This window comes from Wolbachia endosymbiont of Oryzaephilus surinamensis, assembly GCF_025617515.1.
Taxonomy (GTDB): Bacteria; Pseudomonadota; Alphaproteobacteria; order Rickettsiales; family Anaplasmataceae; genus Wolbachia.
Genome location: NZ_CP092526.1, coordinates 563,732 through 582,898, shown reverse-complemented (window position 1 = coordinate 582,898; position 19,167 = coordinate 563,732). Strand labels below are relative to the sequence as shown.

Below are 19,167 nucleotides of genomic sequence, written 5' to 3'. Positions count from 1 at the left end.
CTATCTTATTTACTATACTTGAAATGCCACTTCAGTCAAACTTTATACACTCCTAATGAGATCAAATGCCATAAATCCTAACTTCTCTGTATGGGTAAGTGCATCAGCTGGTACAGGTAAAACAAAGATCTTAATAGACAGAGTATTAAGACTTCTATTAGAGAATAAGAGAAATATTCTCTGCTTAACATTCACCAATGCTGCAGCAAATGAAATGGAGGATCGCATTTACAGTACACTTAGTAAGTGGGCAATATATCCAGAGGGTATATTGGTCGCAGATTTAGAACAATTAGCCCAGTGTGTAACCAGAGAAAATAAAGATTATTTAACAAGAGCAAGAAGGCTTTTTTCTGAACTGGAAAATCTTGGTCTTAATATTCAAACTATACACGCCTTTTGTTACAAATTAATCTCCAGCTTTCCTACAGAAGCTGGTATCGCTCCAAATTGTACGTTGAGCGAATGTAAAGAATTGCATTCCATCATATTTGAAAAAACGCTTCATAATGAAACTGTGCAGGACGATATAAATATCATTGCAGCTGAATTTGATGAAAACAAGCTGAGTGATTTGCTCTATACCTTATGTATAAAGAGATCAGCTCTAGAAAATAATTTAGGGTATATCAAAGATAAACTAAGTGCCCCAGATAAGATTCACGATTTACAGAGTGAAACGATTGAGCAGATAAAAAGATTAGCTAAAATATTAAGTGAGGGCAGCAAAAGAGATCAGAGTTACAGTGCGATACTTTATGATTGGTGTAATAGCAGAAAATCGTCCGTACCAAATGTTGTCATCCAAGTAGCTGACACTGGGACCCAAAAAAAAAGAAATATGGATCCCAGTGTCAAGCACTGGGATGACAACAAGATAGAGAACTTAGCTAAAGTATTTCTCAAATCAGAATCGTACGAAAAAAAGAGCATATCATCCATTATAACAAAGGGTGCTTTGGAAAAATTTGAAGACGTAGAGCAAATGATAGAAAGCATTCAAAATGCATTGTTTACCCATGTAAAGGACATAAATTCTTATCAAATATTCGGAAGAACCAGTAGTTTACTTAGTATATTTAAAGTATATGTTGATCTATATAATAGTGAAAAATCAAAGAATGCACTGCTTGATTATGATGATATCATCAATTTAGCAACAAATCTCCTTAGCAATCCAGGCTATAAAGATTGGATATTGTTTAATCTAGATCAAAAAATAGACCACATTCTTGTTGATGAGGCGCAAGACAATAGTATCAGTCAATGGAAAATTATAACAAATCTCTGCAATGAATTTTTTACCGGTGGTGACGAAAAGAGAACTTTATTCGTTGTTGGGGATGTAAAACAATCCATTTACAGATTTCAAGGAGCAAATCCCCATCTATTTAATTACATGCAGCAATATTTTCACACGAAAACCGGTGGCAGAGATTGGGTATCATGTCAACTTGAAAAGTCATTTCGCTCAACTCCAGAAGTTTTGATGCTTGTAGACAGAATATTTAACAATTTTCGTGAAGAAATATCTTTCAATGATAACAAGATAAAACATATTCCATATAGAGAAAACGATCAAGGATACATTGAAATTTGGCCGTTACTGCCAGGATATGAAGAGGAAGAGCAGCAAGCCTTACAAATTCATTTAACACAGAGGAAAGATTATGTAGTAAAGGATCGATTACTTGCTCAGGCAATAGCCCAAAGAATTCACAATTGGTTAAACGAAGGGCGGATTTTAGTCGCCAAAGATCGTCATATAGAACCAAGGGATATTATGATTTTGGTACGGCAGCGAAATGTGTTAGTTGATTACATAATAAGTGAACTAAAAAAAGTAAATGTACCAGTTATAGGCCGAGATTATTTTAGAATTATGGATTACATAGCTGTGCAGGACTTAATAGCTTTAGCTGAATTTTTGCTCCTCCAGGCAAATGATCTTGCTCTTGCAAATGTTTTAAAATCACCGCTATTTAACTTCACTGAGGATGATTTATTCAATATTGCATACGATCGTAAAGAACAGTCGTTGTGGGAAAAACTTCAAGATTATCAGGAGATTATCTCTAATGAATTAAACTATCTAATTAATTTATCTCAGACAAAATCCCCCCTTACACTATTCACTCATATATTGCGCACAGGCAGGAAGAAATTTGCTGCAAGGCTAGGTCTTGAGTGCTTCGAGATTCTAGACGAATTTATGAACCTCGTATTGCAATTTGAGCACCCATCTCTTCAAGCATTTGTTCAGTGGATCAAAGAAAATAATCCTGAGATTAAAAACGATATGCAATCAAAACTCAATGCTGTACGAATAATGACAATTCATAAATCAAAAGGTCTACAAGCTCCAATAGTGTTTTTAGTTGACACAAATACGGTACCAAGAAACAGCGAAAATATTTTGTTTGATGCAACGGAAGCACCATTTTGGTGTGGCAAAAATAGTAATGCTTATTGTAATCAAGTAAAAAGAGAGAAAAAACTAGAGGATTATAACGAATATTTGCGTTTGCTGTACGTGGCACTTACGCGTGCTGAAGATGAGTTATACATTTTAGGCAAAGAGCCAGTGCAAAAGGGCTCTTGGTATGATCTAGTTATTCAATATGGAGCATTATATGAGAGGAAAAAACTATACTTACAGCCGATATTTAAAGAAAAAGTTGAAGTGCTATGCATGAATGCAAACTACCCTTCTATTTATAAAAAACGTGATTATTTTGATGTTCCAGTGATTTCACCTCCATCAAACCTATCAATGTCATTGCAGCACGTAACGCTGGAACCTGGAGAAAAAAAGCCAGTGTCAAGCACTGGGATGACAGATGAGAATGCTGGAATGACAAAAAGGAGCATTGGGACGACAGACAGCTATGCAAGAGGCTTAATAATTCACAGTATATTGCAATATATGCCCAAGATAGAGAAAGACAGGAGAAAAAATTGGGTTAGGAAATATCTTGATAGCATAAACACTAGTGAAGATAAGGATGAAATTTACAGCAAAATATTAACCTTTAATGAAAAATATGATTACCTGTTCGACTTGGAGGGCAAATCAGAAATTCCACTTAGTGGAACAATTGACGGAAAACCAGTATTAGTGCGGCTAGACAGACTGTGCATAACAGAAGACAAAGCAATCATAATTGACTATAAATCACACCATAACGTTTCTATTTCCTCATCAAATGAAATAAAAAAGCAAATGTTGATCTATAAAACCTTAGTGCAAGAAGTCTACCCAGATAAGCAGGTAGAGTGCGTGGTTATTTGGATGGAAGATTTAACCTTACAATCTTTGATCTAAACTCAAATGTTCGTATAGTAGCTACTTGCATTTGTTGTAAACTCACTTTTACTCTATAGTTATCTTTTTACTACTTTATCTATTTTCTGAACTGATTTTCGTACTAGAAAACATCCAATAAGAAGAATTATAAAAGGAGTAAACCATAAAATGTAGGTACTAGATTTTACAGGTGGTACAATGATAATTGAATCTCCATAAGAATTTTTTAACTCTGAAACTATTTGCTCGTTAGTATATCCATCACTGATCTTCTTGCGAATTGTCTTACGCACACCATATGCAACTTGAGACTCAGATTCGGATAATAATTCACCAGAGCATACTGGACACTTTATTACTGCAAATAAGCTACTTGCTCGCTCTTCCATGCTTTCGTCTCTTAGTTTATCATCCAAAGTAAAAGCATTTATGCTTAAATGGAATATCAATGTAAAAAGTAAGCTAATTACTATTCTCATTCTTGGTGAATTGAGTGATAAAATCAGTAGTGGATAATTTTCCAATAAAGCCTGAACCTACATTATTGTCGTACTTTATTGAAAATTGAATGTCGTTATTAGTGATTTTTTCTGATAAGGAAGATATTGATTTTTCCAATTTATCTGCAGTCTTTGAATCATTAGTCACAAACGAAATTAATTCTTTATAATTTGATATGGCTACATTGATTTTATCTTCAAATGAAGATGTAACTAAATTGTAATTACTTACTCCACCATTCGCAGCAATAGAAAAGTTATTACTCTCAATCAAAAATTTTTCTATGTTGAAATTAATCTTAGAAGCTGAAATATGGTTTACAAATTCATAATCTAATTTAGCGTCGACACTAAGGTAATTTTCAGGACTTGCAGTATGTTTATAACGGTAAGTATAAAAATCAAATTCTAGTTTAGTATTTTCATTCAGTTCTTTATCAAAGTGAAATTGAATGTAATTACTTTTATCATTCACTTCAGTTATAACACTTTGCTGATTTTCTAAAACATCACATTTTAATCCATAATCTTCGTAACGAAATGTATCTATATAGTCTATTACAGTGCTATTTCTGTTGAATTTTAATGAAGATAGTAAATCATTTAGTTTAACAACAAAGTGGCTACTCACGTGTGTGTGACACTTTATATTCTTTTTCTCATCACTACGGACAGCAATGTTTACTTTATTGCTTGGTATATAGATATATACTGACTTATCAAATAATCTGTTTTTTATCATTAAAGCTTCAGATGAAACAGTTAATTGCTCATTAGAAAATTTTGGATTCGTTACACGAAAAACTAGGTTAAAAGGAAACCCCTTAAAATCATGTGAAATATCAACTTTTTCGTCATTAATGTAATCAGTTAAAAGACTTTTTACCTTAAATGCAGAAAAATACCAAAAACCACTATAAGCTAGAGGAATAAACAAAGGTAAGGAGAAAGGTAAGGAGATAAGAATATAGATAAAAATTTTACGCATTATCCTCTTATTTATCTAATGATATATTTCTTGTACCTCTGGGCACGGTTACGCACAAACCGTCAATATCTTTTGTGATTTTTATTTGGCATCCAAGCCTCGATGTCTCTGTTAAACCGAAAGCTAGGTCCAGCATATCATTTTCCTCATCAGATATAGGGTTATGTGTTTCTACAACATCATAAAATTTTGAATCAACAATCACATGGCATGTAGAACAAGCAAGAGAGCCTTCACATGCACCTTCAAGCAGATCTGGATCACTTCTGTGGGCTAAATTAAGCAGAGTTTCTCCTTCTGCAGCTTCATAGCTTTTCTTACTTCCATCAGGTAAAATAAAAGTAACGGATGGCATACTATTAAAATCTCTATTAACTTTTCTATATTCTACAAATAATAACTATTATTTGCAAACTCTTTGAAATTCCATCGCCTATCTCTTGTAATCTGTATTCCTATCAAGAAAGTAAGATAGATACCACCAGCATCTCACAGAGTTGCAAGTATAGAATTTTCTTAGTTTTAGATTTTACTAAATATATTACTGAATTAACATTATTAAACTTGATCTGCCATTTCTTCTGATCTTAAGTTATAATTTTACTAATGCCATTTGATTAATTGCAACTTCAGCATTGCTATCTTTCAATAAATTTGCAGGACTATTACAATGGTATATGATTGCAGCAACAACAAGACAACAAACTCCAATTCCTATCCCTAACGCTAACATTCCTGAGTAAACTGCAATAGCTACTTCTAAAGCAACTCCTACTACTGCTAACGTAGAAGCAACTATGATAGAAGTATTACGACACTTAATACGAAGCTCATTTAGTTTATCTAATGCAGTAGTACCATCTTTATATTTTAGCTCTCTTAGTACATCTTTATTTTCACATTTGTTAAACAACTTCCAAGCATAACTTAACCTTGACGCTTGACCATAAAACCCCTTCTCAACATATTCAACCAAGAGATCAAACGGAGTTTCACCTTGGTCATTGTTAACATCAAATCTCGCACCTGCACTCACAAGTGATTCAACTTTGCGAAGCATTGACGTATAGGGCTGTAAGTTTCTTAAAGCATGATGTAGAGGTGTATTCCCATTTTCATCCTGAAAATTATATTTCTTTCTATGTAAAAAGCAATCAAAAATCTCTTTTTTCCAATTGTGTTTAACAATACCTTCTAAAATAGTACTTGAAATCTTTATGTTATTTTCAACTAGAAGATCTAGAGCTTTTTTATGCTTATATCTAACAATAGTATCTACTAGTTCATTCAACGCAGAAGTACCTTCTAGCTTCTTTAGCTCATCGGTTTTACAACCACTAAGCACCACCGAAAGATTATTTAATTTTTCTACTACTTTTTCCTTACGAGAGAAGTATGTAGCATAATTGACCAAGAGATCAAATGGAGTTTCATCTTTGCTATTTTTAACATCAAGCCTTGCACCTTTACTAAGAAGTGACTTGACAAAACCTTGGTATTTCGATTTACCCAAATCCAACCATTTTAATGTATGATGTAAAGCTGTATTTCCTTCTTTATCTTTATAGTTGATATCTAATTTATCTAAGTACTTATTAAAAAAATAATCCAAAAACTCTTCAGATTGGTATTCATAAGCATAGCTTAAGATTTCATTTCGTGATATTTCTATCCTTCCTTCAAAGAGCTTGAAAAATGCCACACGATCGTACATAATAGCAATTTGCACTAGAAATGTAATGTCACCAGCATCAATTGTAACTTTCTTTATTATATCATCACACTCTTCATACTTATTTGACTGGATATGTAACAACAATCCCAGAATAGTTCTTACATATTCGGATTCAGTTGGTTCTTCAGTCTCTTTAGCTTTGCCCATCTTGCCTATTTCTTTTAAACTCTTCTTTAGCCTTTCTATTTTCTCTTCGATTAATTTTTGACTTTTCGAACAATACATAATATATATTTCATTAAAAAATTTTTCTCTTTTCTCTTCTTGTTTAAGTTTACTCATCTCTTCCCGCAACAACTCCAGTTCATCACTACAATCCCCATACTCATACTTTCCTCTATCGTACTGGCTTTTTTTTGTTGGGTCAGATAACACTTTGCGTGCTACTGATATTTCCTTGAACTTTGTCAATTTCTCTTCAAGTTGAGCCCGTTGATCTTCTTCCGACTGTGATAGTAGCCTTCCGTCCTTCTTCTTTCCTTCTAGCCTATCTAGCTCTTTCACTTCCTCAAGCAATTTATCTGGATGAAGCTTCAATGCTAATTTGCGATATGCTTTTTTTATCTCACCATGAGTAGCATCTCTTTTTACTCCTAATATTTCATAATAATCAGGCATTTTTTTCTCCACTATTTTGATACATTTTTTATAACATTAGTAATACTATGTCTTTAAAAGAATTGGTACTATATAAGTATTTTAGCAAAGATTATAATATTTGTTAATTTATCAACAAATTGAGTGAAAATTTAAAGAGTTGTTTATGGTAATTGAGGAGCTACAACCGCATGACGTCTGCCATTAATCACTATTTCACTTATTGCAACTGCTGCAAAAACAAAACAATAATATACTTTTGTTAGTACGATGATAGGTGACAGAGAGGCAATGCTGCTTGCTAGTAATACGTGAGAACCATAAGGTAAGATACTTTTTGTGATAGAAGTAAATGTTTCTAATAAATACGCACTACGGTGTGGTGCAATGTTATATCTTTGTGCAAGTCTTTTCGCAATATTACTAGTTAATAAAATAGCAACAACATTGCTGGAAACTAAAATAGTAAACAGAGATGATATTCCCGCAATCATAAATTCAGCTTGAGTTTTTGTCATATTCACCTTATCGGTGAATATATCTATCTTTTTCTGACTGTATTCGTACATTAAGTGGCTTAATCCACTACTGAAGAGAATAAATATCATTACTTCATTCATCTTATAAAAACCCCTATATATGTCACGAGAATATTCAATAAGAGAATAATCAAAAAAAGCTATTCCTAATATCCCAGCAATAACCATATTAATAGCTAATGTTACTAGAGTGTTTATTTCAAATAAACCCATAATTATTAAAGATATATAAGGGATAATTTTGACTATGGATAAATAATTCAGACTTGAGATAGAAACAACTTCTGTACTATTTGAAATTATTACTAGATAAATAAGTATTATAAGACCTGTAACAGATCCTGTCTTGAAAGTGAGTTTTATTTTATCCTTTACTGAAGCTCCTTGTGAAGAAGTAGCAGCAATAGTAGTGTCAGATATCATTGAAAGGTTGCTGCCAAACATAGACCCATCTATCACAGCTCCAACACCCACTGCACAATCAAAAGCTCCATTTTGTGCTAAATTAACAGCTATTGGTGTTATAAGTGCAATAACTCCGATTGATGTGCCGATTGCACTTGAAATAAAAGTAGAAAGTAAAAACATTCCAGGAAGTAATAATCTTGCTGGAAGAAATCGAATAGTTAAGTTAGTAATAACATTTATACTACCAAGCGATTCAGTAACAGTAGAAAATGCTCCAGCAAATAGAAAAATCAAACATACGGTAAGAGTAGTTTTATTACCCATACCTTTTATAAGAGTATCAATACTATGTTGAATTTTGTTTTTATTGAATAGAACAGCAAAAAATAATGCTGGTAATAAGCAAACTAACGGTGAAATTTGATGAAGAGGATTACCAAGTCCGATAAAAGAAAAATAAATACCACTTCCAAGGTATAAGGCTAGAAAGATAATAAGAGGAAGAAATGAAAACACTTATCGTAGTTGAACAAACCAGAAATATACTAGAATAAGCTATTTTAAGCAAATACTAATACAGTGTTTTTCTAATAATTTTGAACATCTTAAGCCATCTACTTTTGAATAAATTCCATTTGCATTTCTTGTATACTATCCTCTATTTGCTTTATTTGTTCTATTAGCCTTTCCTCTAAGTCAAAATTACCGCCCAGCCTTGCTTTAATTTTTTCTTCTTGTAATACATTTAATTCTTTCCGTAATACTATGTTATTCCAGACAGTTTCTGCCGATCTCTTCTCACTTAATTGACTATTTAGTACGCTAGTTTTTTCAAATATAAACTTTATAACACTAGACTCCTGTAGCAGAATTTCTTTATTAAAGTTGCTCTCATTAGTTACCATATTAATTACGCACTGTTGTAATTTTTTCATCTCATTAGTAAATTCGAAATGAGAAAATTGCTCAAAAAATATAGGACGGTTCAAGATTTCAGGAAATTCTACGGCTATACGCAAAATTATGGCCTGATTTTGCTCTGCTTCAATTAGCTCTGGAGATTTATTGTAAAGATACTCACCTTTTGTTGCTTTGCTATTAAAAATCAGCTTTTTAAAGTTTCTTCTTAATTCACTGACCTTATTGTAAAAATAATCTCTATAATACCTTCTAATACTGCTGTTACCGATAGCATTGACATATTTCATGAACTTGTGCTCAAGAATTGAATATTTTTCCGGAGCAAATTTTTCATAATTTTGCAAATTGCTACCAATTATGTGATGCCATAAATATTCAGAGTGCAGTTCTGTTGAGTGGTTAAAAGCAGAGAGTACGTCTTCTGTCTTATATTCTAGCTCATTGCATATATCGTATGGGTCCTTATTGTTTGGCAAAGTTACGAACTTCAATGTGTATCCAGGCTCCAGTATCGGTAGAACAAGTTCTGCAATTCGAATAGCAGCATGACGTCCGGCACTATCGCCATCCATACAGATGGAAATTTCTTTAGCAAATTTCCATAGATTTTTTATCTGCTCTGCAGAAATTGCGGTACCAAGCGGAGCAACTGTATTGCTAATTCCCGCTTGATGTAGTGCTATTACATCCATATATCCTTCAACAACAAATAGATGCTGTTTTTTGCGTATTTCACTCAAAGCAAAGTTTAATCCATATAAATTTTCTCTTTTCTTAAAGAGCTGACTCTCTGGGCTGTTTAGATACTTCGGCTGTTGCTCAGAGTTCAGCGCACGTCCGCCAAAACCAATAACTTTGCCCGTGATGTTGTGTATAGGAAATATCAGCCGATCATAGAAATAATCACGAGAATTCTTATTTATTAACCCAACATCGATCAAAATCTCGTCTTTAATACCAGAGGAGTTCAAATATTCCTTCAAGCCAGAACTTGGTGCATAACCTATTCTAAATTTATCTATGATTTTGAGTGAGATCTTGCGCTGCCTTAAATAAGCCATAACACCTCGATTTTTCTGCGCGAACCAACTTGCAGCTAAATTCAGTGCTGAAAACAGTTTGTCATTTTCTTTAGCAAAGCTGAGGTTTTTGGGTAACTCAACACCTGCAACAGATGCCAAATTTTCCAACGCTTCCTTAAAACTTAAGCCCTCAGTTTGTGAAATAAATTCAAACGCATCACCATGAGCTGAGCAACCGAAACAGTAATATAAGCCCTTAACATTGCTGACCGAAAAAGATGGAGTTTTTTCGTTATGAAATGGGCAGAGTCCAACAAAACTATCTCCTCTTTTTATTAACCTAACTTTTTTTCCTACTATGTCGGACAACAATAATTTTGACTTTATAATATCTATATGATCCATTTTACCGAATGAGTAGTGGTAGGATAAAAATTATATAGAATTTATGCATATCTGACTCGAAATTTATTCAGAAAGATCAGGAGAGCTTGACAAAAAGCTCAAAATAAATTACCCATATAAATACCCTTAAGTTGCAATTTCTTATATGTCAGATGTGATATCAGTTGCTTCAGACCACGCAGGTTATGAACTAAAATCAGAAATAAAGGCTTACTTGGAAACTTTAGATTATACAGTGATAGACCGTGGCTGCACTGCTGAACAAAAGAGTGTAGACTACCCTGACTATGCTGCTGAAGTTGTAGAAGATATAACAAACAAAAAAGCAAATTATGGAATATTAATTTGCGGTACAGGTTTGGGCATGAGTACTGTGGCAAATCGTTTTGAAGGAATCTACGCTGCTTTATGTAATAGTGTTGAGATCGCAAAATTAGCTCGCGAGCATGGCAACGCGAATATACTTTGTCTTGGTGCAGGGTTTACTGCGAGTGGATTAGCAAAAGACATAGTCAAACAATTCCTCGAAACAGAATTTTCAAAAGAAAGTAGACATAAAGAACGCCTTGATAAACTTAGCAATATTAGCAAGAAAAAAACCACAAAAACTTATAACGAAGATGAAATATCAAAATTCGCTAAAATAGCAGGTGAATGGTGGAATGAGAATGGCAAATTCAAGCCATTGCACATGATGAATCCTGTGAGAGTATCATACATCGTTGAGAAAATAAAAGAATTAAAAAAATGCGATTTAAAAGAACTATCATTGCTCGATGTTGGTTGTGGTGGTGGCATTTTGTCAGAGTCAATGGCGCGTATTGGTATTAGCGTTGCAGGAATAGATGTATGTGAGGAAAACATAAAAGTGGCACAGTTGCATGCGAAGAAAGTAGGGTTAAATATAGAATACACACACACTAGCATTGAAGAGCTAAGCAATGACAAGAAGTATGACGTGGTTTTGTTGATGGAAGTGGTTGAACATGTCGATAATTTAGAGTTTTTCATGAAAAAAGCAATAGAGCTGTTGAAGCCAGAAGGGCTAATTTTTATATCGACGATAAATAGAACTATTAAATCCTTCTGTCTTGCAATAGTCGGCGCAGAGTACATATTAAACTGGCTGCCAAAAGGCACACATAATTGGAATAAATTTCTCAAGCCATCAGAAATTGCAAATCATCTAAGAGAGAACAATGTAACACTACAAGATATGACTGGTATGGAATATAATGTAATAAAGCGTGAATGGAACTTGACCAAAGGTGTGGATGTTAATTATATACTTTGTGGAAATGTTGTAATTTGAAATCTCATTCAAGTACTAGAAGGTAATGCAAATATTCTAGGCAGTTTTACTTTACTTAGCAGCTAATTTATCATATGTATTTCCATAGGGTATCGCTATATTAGAATATGTTACAATTACTAACCTTACTTGCTGTTATCACTTCGGTTGTATTCTTTGGTCATCTAGTTCCAATGGAAGTGAAAACCTTCTTGTATTCAATAAGCCTTAGTATAAAAGAGATCTTACTATTTATAATGCCTTTTATTGTTTTTGCATTAATCTTTAGTAGTGTTAACAATCTTAAGCAGTCGGCTATAAAGTTTATATTGTTACTTATTATAACGATTTTCTTGTCGAATCTAGCTTCAAGTTTAATAGCTTATTCTGTTGGGCATTTCATCACACAAAACACTTATTCAATACAAGATATAACATATGAAGAAACAATTGTTCCTTTATGGTCATTTAGGATACCTGCATTGCTTTCTAATTTTTATGCCCTTGCTTGTGGATTTGTGTTAAGCATATTAGTGTCCACAATATTACCAAAAAAAAGCAAAGAGCTCTCGAACAAAATGTTAGATTTAACTCTCTTTATTTTGAAGACATTTTTGACGCCAATTATTCCAATGTTTGTACTTGGTCTTGCTTTAAAAATGGAACATGATCAGGCTTTACCCATAATATTTAAGGATTACTCAATAATTTTTATTATTATATCATCTGCAACCTACCTTTATGTTTTTCTCTTATATGGAGCAGCAAATTCGTTCAAGATCACAAGCTGGATAGCTAGTATAGGTAATATGATACCAGCATTTATTACTGCAATGAGCACAATGTCTAGTAATGCAGCTATGCCGCTTACTCTTGAAGGAAGCAAAAAAAATGTAAAGCAGCATGATATAGCATCGTCTGTTGTGCCAATAACCGCTAGCTTTCATTTAGTAGGTGATTGCTTTTTTATTATAATACTATCAATGATAATGACTTTTGGTGGTGCATTGTCTGCAACAGACTATGTGACTTTCCTTCTCTACTTTCTGTTATTTAAATTTGCTATTGTTGCAGTTCCAGCGGGAGGGATTATGGTAATGTTGCCCGTTCTTGAGAAGTATCTTAAATTCTCCCCAGAGATGCTTTCATTAATTACAGCATTGTATATAGTGTTTGACCCAATAATAACTTCAGCAAATGTTATGGGTAACGGTGCGTTCACTATGATGTTTACAAAGCTCTATGATAAGCTTAAGTGATGTCCATTCTAGCAATTAATACTGTAGGTGCTGGTAGTTCAATAGCAGTAATTGATTACGATGGTAATTGTTTTGTAGAACGCAATTCTGCAAACAATAGTCATGCAGAATCATTTTTTCAAATACTGAATACTTTGTTTGATAAGCATAATTACAGCTACGATAAAATAGACCATTTAGCAGTGATAGTTGGACCAGGAAGTTTTACTGGAATCAGAGTTGGTATATCAACTGCACAAGGTATAAATCTTGCTACAAATAAGCCGTTATATGGGGTTAGTGCCCTGGAAGCTCAAGCATATGCAATATCGCTACTTTGTACAAATAGCAAAAAAAATATTAAAGCTATAATCGAAGATGATCAAAAGTTTTATACGCAGTTATTTGATTTCAATTTGTTACCGCTATCAAATCCTGCTGTAGTAAGTGAACTCCAGCCTGAAACGCACTGCATTACATATATGGATTGCAGTTTACCAAAGTTGGATGCTAGCCATGCAGGGCTATTAGTCCGTTATAGACTAAAAAATAAACAAAAATTAAATGGAGTTGAGGCTCTATATTTAAATGAGCCTCAGTATATGAAATCGTTGCCTATTGCGTAAACACTATTAATTTGGCCAAGTTTGTACATCTGACTTACTATTTCTTCTGCTACTTCTTTTATACTCATATTTGAATTTTCTACCTCTATAGCATTTTGTGGTACAAATAAATCTTCCTCCCTAAATTTAATACTATTTATATTAGTAACCTTCCTATTTTTTCTTTGCTTTTTTGATATAGTACGCTCTTGTAATATCAATGGATTGCACCTAAGTACTATAGGGAGGATTTTTGTGCTCATTTTTTTACTAAGTTCTACTACTGAGTTATATATTCTTATGTTGTAATCATTATTTTTAATTAATTCATCAACAAATATATAATTTTTTGAGTCAATAGGATAGGCTTCTATTGCCTGAAACATAACATGTGTAGTGTTATATATTCTATCTCGAGCTTCTTTGGAAGTTTGATTATATTCAAGTCCACTTACAATTACTGCATTTATCATACTAGATAATACTATTGCTGTAGAAAGTTTACCACTTCCTGGAAGACCAGTGATATATATGAAAAATTTTGTTAGCTGTTTTTTTATCTCAACGTTTATCATATTATTTTTAATATTAAAACCTACAATTATAATAACATAAAAACAAGGCTTTAAAACATATGAAACATTACATAAAAAGTCGCTTTTATAGTTAAAATACTATGTAATCTAGAAATGTAAACTCTAATCACCTAAGGCAAGTAAAAGTGCTTAGTATTTTAACGTAGGTTCACCTTTTAGTTTGTAATAAACTTTTTTTTACGTATAAATCTTTAGAAAATTTTAGTCAAGAGCTATGTTATTAACAAATAGTGAGTTGAAAAGAGACCTAGTTAACGCCTATCAAATTTTATCTTATCTTAAATTAGATGATCATACGTATACTCATCTCTCTGTACGTTCTGAAGATAAAAAGTCATTTTATGTTTATCCGTTTGGTATACGTTTTTATGAAGTAGATGAAAGTTCATTGATGAAAGTATCGTTTGATGGGAATATAATTGAAGGCAAAGAATATCAATATAATAAAACTGGCTATGTAATCCATGGCTTCATTTATCAAGCAAGGAAAGATATTCAAGCAATTTTTCATCTACATACACCTTCTATTGTAGCAGTTTCTTCTCTCAAGGATGGATTACTCCCAATAAGTCAGTGGGCGCTGCACTTTTATAATAAGGTATCTTACCATGATTATAATTCCCTGGCACTTGATGATACAGAAGGAAAAAGATTAATAGCTGATTTGAAAGAAAATTTTGTGATGTTAATGCGCAATCATGGATCTATAACATGTGGTCAGACTATACAAGAAGCAATGTTTTATACGTATCACTTAGAACAAGCTTGTAAAACTCAATGCCTGATGCTAGCAATGAATAGGGAGTTGTCAATTCCAAGTGAAGAAATTTGCTCAAAAGCCGTAAAGGATCTTCTGTCTTTCGAAAGCAATCTTGGTGAGAGAGATTGGCACGCATGGGTTAGGTTGATTAAAGGTAAGTTATAAAAGTTTCTGACTCTTCGATAGATATTAGATTTCTTGCATAACCAGCCAGTCTGAAATCCAATAATGGTTTCACACGCTGTAATTCATGCAAGAAGTCTAATGTCTCCATCTCTACTTAAGTTAACACCCTTAACTAAGCAGATACAAGTAAATATAGCCCTTCCCATAATAGTCCAAAAAGGTCATAAGAAAGAAGAATCGACAGCATGACGAAAAGATTTGAATAAAGGAATGTTTTTTCTGGTTCTGTTTTTTATAGCAAACCAATAATGCTCAATTTTGTTGAAATCTGGAGAATATGGAGGAAGATATAAAATTTCTGCACCAACTCCTTTAGCAAATCTTATTAGACTTATGAAAAGTAGCATTATCAAGGATAACAGTTTGTCCAGGTTCCAAAATCGGTGTCAGAAACTGCTCAAACCATTTATTAAAGATATCCATATTGCAGTGGCCTTTAAAGGTTAACGGAGCAATTATTTTTCTTCCACTTAAGGCTGCAACCATGCTAATTCGTTGAGTTTTCTTTCCAGATTTTAGGGCATAAAACCGCTGTCCTTTCTGGCAATACCCATAGGTTCAGTGTTATCAATGCCAGACTCATCTATATACACTAATTCTTTAGGTTCTTTTGTTGCTATAACCTTTGAAAATTGAGCTCGCTTTTCTTCATTTCTTTCTTTATATCCGTAGGTCTTTTTTTTCTTGTGAATCCTATATTTTTAAGTGCTCGATGAATTGTTTGTCTACTAATATTGCCCCAGCATCTCTGACTGAGTTTTGCCACCTTGCTCATTTGCAAATTCGGCAAATGCATTCCAGTCGGTAATTTTATGCCACGCTTCCAAGCTTTTTTGATTGAAAATCTCCCGTTTTCTCACGTCTTTTCTTCCACTCATATAAAGTTGTTTCTCCAATCTTAAATCTCTTGGCAACAGTTTCTCCACTCTCTCCTTCATCCAATGCTTCCATTACCTTTTTCCTTAAGTCATAACTATATGCTGCTGGCATGCTTACCATCACTACTATAAATCCATATCTTACCTTTTTTGGACTATTATGAGAAGTGCTATAACTAGTAAGTTTTTTCAATCCTGCTCCACAGCAAATTTTAATGCTATGTGAGTAGTTATAGTGCTGTTAACAATTAAAATGACAAAAACTAAGATGGTGATTAGTAGTGTATAAATATTCAAGGATAAATTTTCAAATTGAGTTAGCAATTTGAAATATACAAAAGTTGGCATTATCATTGGCAAAACAAGAATTTGCGACACTCCTGATGCTAAGTTATTTCGACCAATCATCAATGCATTTCCAGTAGCTGAAATATTAATGATTATCAGCGTATTAAATAATAAAGACACTCCAACTGCTATTGAATGTTCAATATTATTGCCTAGAATTGCAAAGCTGAACATGAAAGAAATCACTGAAATCGGTAACCCAAATAACAACCAGTGAGCGAAGATTTTATAAGCAACTATCAGCCTAGAAGAGAGTGGCTGTAAAAAGATTTGCTCTAATATTCCATCATGATAATCAGATGTAAATAAATTATTTGTAGAGATCTGCAAAACAAATGTAGCACATATCCATGTTAATGTTAATATGACTTCTTGTTTACTGTTGTTTTCAAGTGTATATGAAGATAAACTTAACATTATAATAAAAATACATACTATATAAGTAAGATTATTATCATTTATTACTAATTTTTTTACCAAACTAATCATACCAGGATTTTAAATGTTTATTATAAATTATAGTGTTTACTTTGAGGGTAGTATAATTTTTTGTGTTTACAAGTTATATAAGTTTTAATATATTTTATTGATAATGCTATGGAAAAATTAATAAAAATAAAGTTACCGGAAGATTACGTTCCTTCAGAAAATGAAGAATATATGAACGTAAAACAACTGGAATACTTTAGCTTAAAGTTACAATCAATACTCTCTGAACTGGAGAAACAAGATCTAGAAGATAGTAGTATTTATTCTGATAGTGAAAATGGAGAATTAATTAAGCGCCGAAAAGATAGAAAAGAAAAAATTAAGGAGGCGTTGGAAAAAATAAAATTAGGCATTTATGGTTACTGCGATGGAACGGGAGAAGAAATAGGAGTCGAAAGACTTAAAGCTAATCCGCTTGCTATGTATTGTATTGAAGAACAAGAGAGAATAGAAAAAGAAAAGAACGTGTATAACATTAATGATTAGAACTTGTTCGCGAATTCAAGCATATTTCTCTCTCCTTAACATAACTCTACTCATAGCCAGATATATGAAATTTTCAGTGAGTAAATCTTATTCTTTCGATAGTCTTCTATTCCTAAAGCAAAAGTCCTTTCTACAACCCACCTTCTTGGCTGTACTTTAAACCCCTCATTGGTAGTAGCTAAGGCGGTGTGTCTTTGTTGACTTAGAACCTACATGAAGGCCTTTTGACAATCTCAATATCCATACCATATTCTTCCTTTATATGATTTTTAAATTTTCTCCTTGGTATCCCATCACATTTTTTTAACTATAGTATATTTTTTTCTTACTTTCCTGTATGATACTCTGGAATAGCTTTCTATTCTTGTCCATTCCCTTTGACTTAGGTCTGCTGGATGCTTTTTTCTCATCTTTACCCAGCACTAAAACTTTAGATATTATAGCCTTTTACTAATCTCTGGACAAGCTCTAGCTTCGGTAAACTCAGTAGAAGGTTCTTTTGCAAAAAATGCAGCATGTACAGCATTTTTAATGAAAAAACACGCGGCAAGTGCAAATATTGCTGTTGGTATATAACACCAAGGAGAAGCTATACTAAAAAAAGTAGCAGAAGCTACTGTTAAGCAACAACAAGTAAATATTGCTTGAAGCATAATATACTGTCTATCAACACCACCATACTCGGCCATTAATTTTCTAACTTTGTTATTGCTGCCGTATGGCAGAGTAAGCGTTTTAATCAAATTCATTACACAATTATTAGTGAAATATGGAGCACACTCTATAACTCTGGAGCCATTAACCTTCTGATTAGGATCTGCACCATACTTTAGAAGCAACTCTACATATTTTTCGCGTTTATCGTTGTCACAATTGATTGCTTGATATAATGGAACTCGACCATTTTTATCTAACATATTAGGATTAGCACCATATTTCAAAAGTATTTCCATAGTATGATCATCATCACACAAAAACGCTTTAAACAACGGATTTTTACCATTTTTATCTAACATATTAGAATCAGCACCATATTGTAACAATAACTCTACAATTCTGCTGTCATCGATAACCCTACAATAGTATAACGAAGCTTCATTATGTAATAGCTTTATATTAGGATCAGCACCATTTTCTAAAAGAAGTTTCAAAATACTATAATTTCTTGAATCTTTAGCTTGCATTAAAGCAATAGATAATGGAAAGTAAATATAAATAAGTTTTTCATTGATGTAATCACCAAATCTTCCATCTTTACTGCTTTTGAATTTGGAAAAAAGCTTTTCAAGAAACTTTATATCCTGATTATATAGAGCCCTACTTAAGTAAAACCTCAAATCTCCAGGCGAATTAATTTCATTTAAATTTTCGTCAGTTAGATTTGTAACCTCTTCTATGCTTTCCTTAGTAAGAAATTCATATGCAGAACCTAGCTGCTTAAATTTTTCTTCATTTTGTTTCTTCACAACCTCATTTTTACCTGAATGTTTATCAGGATGATATTTCAAGGCTAATTTTCTATACGCTGATTTAATTTCTTGTTCACTGGGCGCATCGCTTGATTGAAAACCTAATATTTTTAAAGCTTCCTTTCTACCTACAATAAATTCCCCACTGAAATATGTTAAATTAAACGTAACCCAAAATTTCAAAAAGTAAAGCTTTTATGTCAAATTGCATCTATTTCATAACTGTACAAATATTGTAGATCAGGAAACTTCAGTCCTTGATACTGGAATAACATCTCTATACTACTCCGGGCCAATCTAAATATTAAGAAATTTACCATATAAAAAAAAGGCAGAAGAAACCCTATTATCTATTTTTTAAATTTACGTTCTTTATTGTCTCATTTGACGTTCACTAAA

At 32.8% G+C, this 19,167-nt stretch carries 15 protein-coding genes and 3 pseudogenes; 6 read left to right on the top strand and 12 right to left on the bottom strand.

Annotated elements, in window-relative coordinates; genetic code table 11:
* Window positions 1–55: 55 nt before the first annotated feature.
* Window positions 56–3,325: a UvrD-helicase domain-containing protein gene (locus MJ631_RS02490; RefSeq protein WP_214303421.1), complete on the top strand. Its 3,270-nt coding sequence runs from the start codon at window positions 56–58 to the stop codon at window positions 3,323–3,325.
* Window positions 3,326–3,384: 59 nt separating this feature from the next.
* On the opposite strand, the gene MJ631_RS02485 is transcribed toward MJ631_RS02490, so the two are convergent.
* From MJ631_RS02485 to dnaG, 7 genes and pseudogenes are all read right to left on the bottom strand, one after another.
* Window positions 3,385–3,786, bottom strand: coding sequence for a cytochrome c-type biogenesis protein (locus MJ631_RS02485; RefSeq protein WP_012481753.1), 402 nt, complete (start codon window positions 3,784–3,786; stop codon window positions 3,385–3,387).
* Window positions 3,770–4,795, bottom strand: a complete 1,026-nt coding sequence (locus tag MJ631_RS02480; RefSeq protein WP_262986602.1) for a hypothetical protein — start codon at window positions 4,793–4,795, stop codon at window positions 3,770–3,772. Before MJ631_RS02480 ends, MJ631_RS02485 begins: the two co-directional genes overlap by 17 nt.
* A gap of 7 nt (window positions 4,796–4,802) precedes the next feature.
* A complete protein-coding gene (locus tag MJ631_RS02475) occupies window positions 4,803–5,150 on the bottom strand; it encodes a ferredoxin family 2Fe-2S iron-sulfur cluster binding protein (protein ID WP_007302681.1) in 348 nt (115 codons plus the stop codon).
* Window positions 5,151–5,387: 237 nt separating this feature from the next.
* The gene (locus MJ631_RS08120) at window positions 5,388–6,677 is read right to left on the bottom strand and encodes a TomO hydrophobic C-terminal domain-containing protein (protein ID WP_458694709.1); all 1,290 of its coding nucleotides are present in this window, start codon (window positions 6,675–6,677) and stop codon (window positions 5,388–5,390) included.
* A gap of 189 nt (window positions 6,678–6,866) precedes the next feature.
* Window positions 6,867–7,148, bottom strand: a pseudogene (locus tag MJ631_RS08220) (DnaJ domain-containing protein); the annotation flags it as partial.
* Window positions 7,149–7,291: 143 nt separating this feature from the next.
* Window positions 7,292–8,590: a Na+/H+ antiporter NhaC family protein gene (locus MJ631_RS02465; RefSeq protein ID WP_262986601.1), complete on the bottom strand. Its 1,299-nt coding sequence runs from the start codon at window positions 8,588–8,590 to the stop codon at window positions 7,292–7,294.
* 98 nt (window positions 8,591–8,688) lie between these two features.
* Window positions 8,689–10,422, bottom strand: a complete 1,734-nt coding sequence (gene dnaG / locus MJ631_RS02460; RefSeq protein WP_019236374.1) for a DNA primase — start codon at window positions 10,420–10,422, stop codon at window positions 8,689–8,691.
* 145 nt (window positions 10,423–10,567) lie between these two features.
* Here dnaG and ubiG point away from each other — a divergent pair, with 145 nt between their 5' ends.
* The 3 genes from ubiG to tsaB all read left to right on the top strand — a co-directional run bounded on the left by ubiG (window position 10,568) and on the right by tsaB (window position 13,577).
* Complete coding sequence (gene ubiG, locus MJ631_RS02455; RefSeq protein WP_052264730.1) at window positions 10,568–11,734, top strand: bifunctional 2-polyprenyl-6-hydroxyphenol methylase/3-demethylubiquinol 3-O-methyltransferase UbiG; 1,167 nt, start codon at window positions 10,568–10,570, stop codon at window positions 11,732–11,734.
* A gap of 107 nt (window positions 11,735–11,841) precedes the next feature.
* Window positions 11,842–12,972 carry a cation:dicarboxylate symporter family transporter gene (locus tag MJ631_RS02450; RefSeq protein WP_214303424.1) on the top strand — a complete coding sequence of 377 codons (1,131 nt, stop codon included), beginning with the start codon at window positions 11,842–11,844 and terminating at the stop codon, window positions 12,970–12,972.
* On the top strand, window positions 12,972–13,577 hold the full coding sequence (gene tsaB / locus MJ631_RS02445; RefSeq protein ID WP_007302675.1) for a tRNA (adenosine(37)-N6)-threonylcarbamoyltransferase complex dimerization subunit type 1 TsaB: 606 nt from the start codon (window positions 12,972–12,974) through the stop codon (window positions 13,575–13,577). The genes MJ631_RS02450 and tsaB overlap by 1 nt, the downstream gene beginning before the upstream one ends.
* Here the strand turns inward: tsaB and MJ631_RS02440 are convergent.
* Complete coding sequence (locus MJ631_RS02440) at window positions 13,547–14,131, bottom strand: adenylate kinase family protein (protein WP_019236376.1); 585 nt, start codon at window positions 14,129–14,131, stop codon at window positions 13,547–13,549. The genes tsaB and MJ631_RS02440 overlap by 31 nt on opposite strands.
* Before the next feature lie 235 nt (window positions 14,132–14,366).
* Here MJ631_RS02440 and MJ631_RS02435 point away from each other — a divergent pair, with 235 nt between their 5' ends.
* Window positions 14,367–15,077 (top strand): class II aldolase/adducin family protein, encoded by a 711-nt coding sequence (locus MJ631_RS02435; protein WP_007302673.1) that lies wholly within the window; start codon window positions 14,367–14,369, stop codon window positions 15,075–15,077.
* Window positions 15,078–15,259: 182 nt separating this feature from the next.
* Here MJ631_RS02435 and MJ631_RS02430 read toward each other — a convergent pair.
* Window positions 15,260–16,088: pseudogene (locus MJ631_RS02430) on the bottom strand (IS630 family transposase).
* Between the two features lie 77 nt (window positions 16,089–16,165).
* A complete protein-coding gene (locus tag MJ631_RS08010; RefSeq protein ID WP_007302672.1) occupies window positions 16,166–16,813 on the bottom strand; it encodes a heme exporter protein CcmB in 648 nt (215 codons plus the stop codon).
* 108 nt (window positions 16,814–16,921) lie between these two features.
* Here MJ631_RS08010 and MJ631_RS02420 point away from each other — a divergent pair, with 108 nt between their 5' ends.
* The gene (locus MJ631_RS02420) at window positions 16,922–17,299 is read left to right on the top strand and encodes a TraR/DksA family transcriptional regulator (RefSeq protein ID WP_007302671.1); all 378 of its coding nucleotides are present in this window, start codon (window positions 16,922–16,924) and stop codon (window positions 17,297–17,299) included.
* Between the two features lie 15 nt (window positions 17,300–17,314).
* Here MJ631_RS02420 and MJ631_RS02415 read toward each other — a convergent pair.
* Together MJ631_RS02415 and MJ631_RS02410 are read right to left on the bottom strand one after the other, a co-directional pair.
* A pseudogene (locus tag MJ631_RS02415) lies at window positions 17,315–17,625 on the bottom strand (IS5-like element ISWpi1 family transposase); the annotation flags it as partial.
* Between the two features lie 111 nt (window positions 17,626–17,736).
* Window positions 17,737–18,903, bottom strand: coding sequence for an ankyrin repeat domain-containing protein (locus MJ631_RS02410; RefSeq protein ID WP_399489224.1), 1,167 nt, complete (start codon window positions 18,901–18,903; stop codon window positions 17,737–17,739).
* Window positions 18,904–19,167: the final 264 nt, after the last annotated feature.

Bases quoted from the DNA above. Each gene is read 5' to 3' on its own strand.
- MJ631_RS02490 (WP_214303421.1), top strand. From the start codon at position 56: ATGAGATCAAATGCCATAAATCCTAACTTCTCTGTATGGGTAAGTGCA.
- MJ631_RS02485 (WP_012481753.1), bottom strand. From the start codon at position 3,786: ATGAGAATAGTAATTAGCTTACTTTTTACATTGATATTCCATTTAAGC.
- MJ631_RS02480 (WP_262986602.1), bottom strand. From the start codon at position 4,795: ATGCGTAAAATTTTTATCTATATTCTTATCTCCTTACCTTTCTCCTTA.
- MJ631_RS02475 (WP_007302681.1), bottom strand. From the start codon at position 5,150: ATGCCATCCGTTACTTTTATTTTACCTGATGGAAGTAAGAAAAGCTAT.
- MJ631_RS08120 (WP_458694709.1), bottom strand. From the start codon at position 6,677: ATGGGCAAAGCTAAAGAGACTGAAGAACCAACTGAATCCGAATATGTA.
- dnaG (WP_019236374.1), bottom strand. From the start codon at position 10,422: ATGGATCATATAGATATTATAAAGTCAAAATTATTGTTGTCCGACATA.
- ubiG (WP_052264730.1), top strand. From the start codon at position 10,568: ATGTCAGATGTGATATCAGTTGCTTCAGACCACGCAGGTTATGAACTA.
- MJ631_RS02450 (WP_214303424.1), top strand. From the start codon at position 11,842: ATGTTACAATTACTAACCTTACTTGCTGTTATCACTTCGGTTGTATTC.
- tsaB (WP_007302675.1), top strand. From the start codon at position 12,972: ATGTCCATTCTAGCAATTAATACTGTAGGTGCTGGTAGTTCAATAGCA.
- MJ631_RS02440 (WP_019236376.1), bottom strand. From the start codon at position 14,131: ATGATAAACGTTGAGATAAAAAAACAGCTAACAAAATTTTTCATATAT.
- MJ631_RS02435 (WP_007302673.1), top strand. From the start codon at position 14,367: ATGTTATTAACAAATAGTGAGTTGAAAAGAGACCTAGTTAACGCCTAT.
- MJ631_RS08010 (WP_007302672.1), bottom strand. From the start codon at position 16,813: ATGATTAGTTTGGTAAAAAAATTAGTAATAAATGATAATAATCTTACT.
- MJ631_RS02420 (WP_007302671.1), top strand. From the start codon at position 16,922: ATGGAAAAATTAATAAAAATAAAGTTACCGGAAGATTACGTTCCTTCA.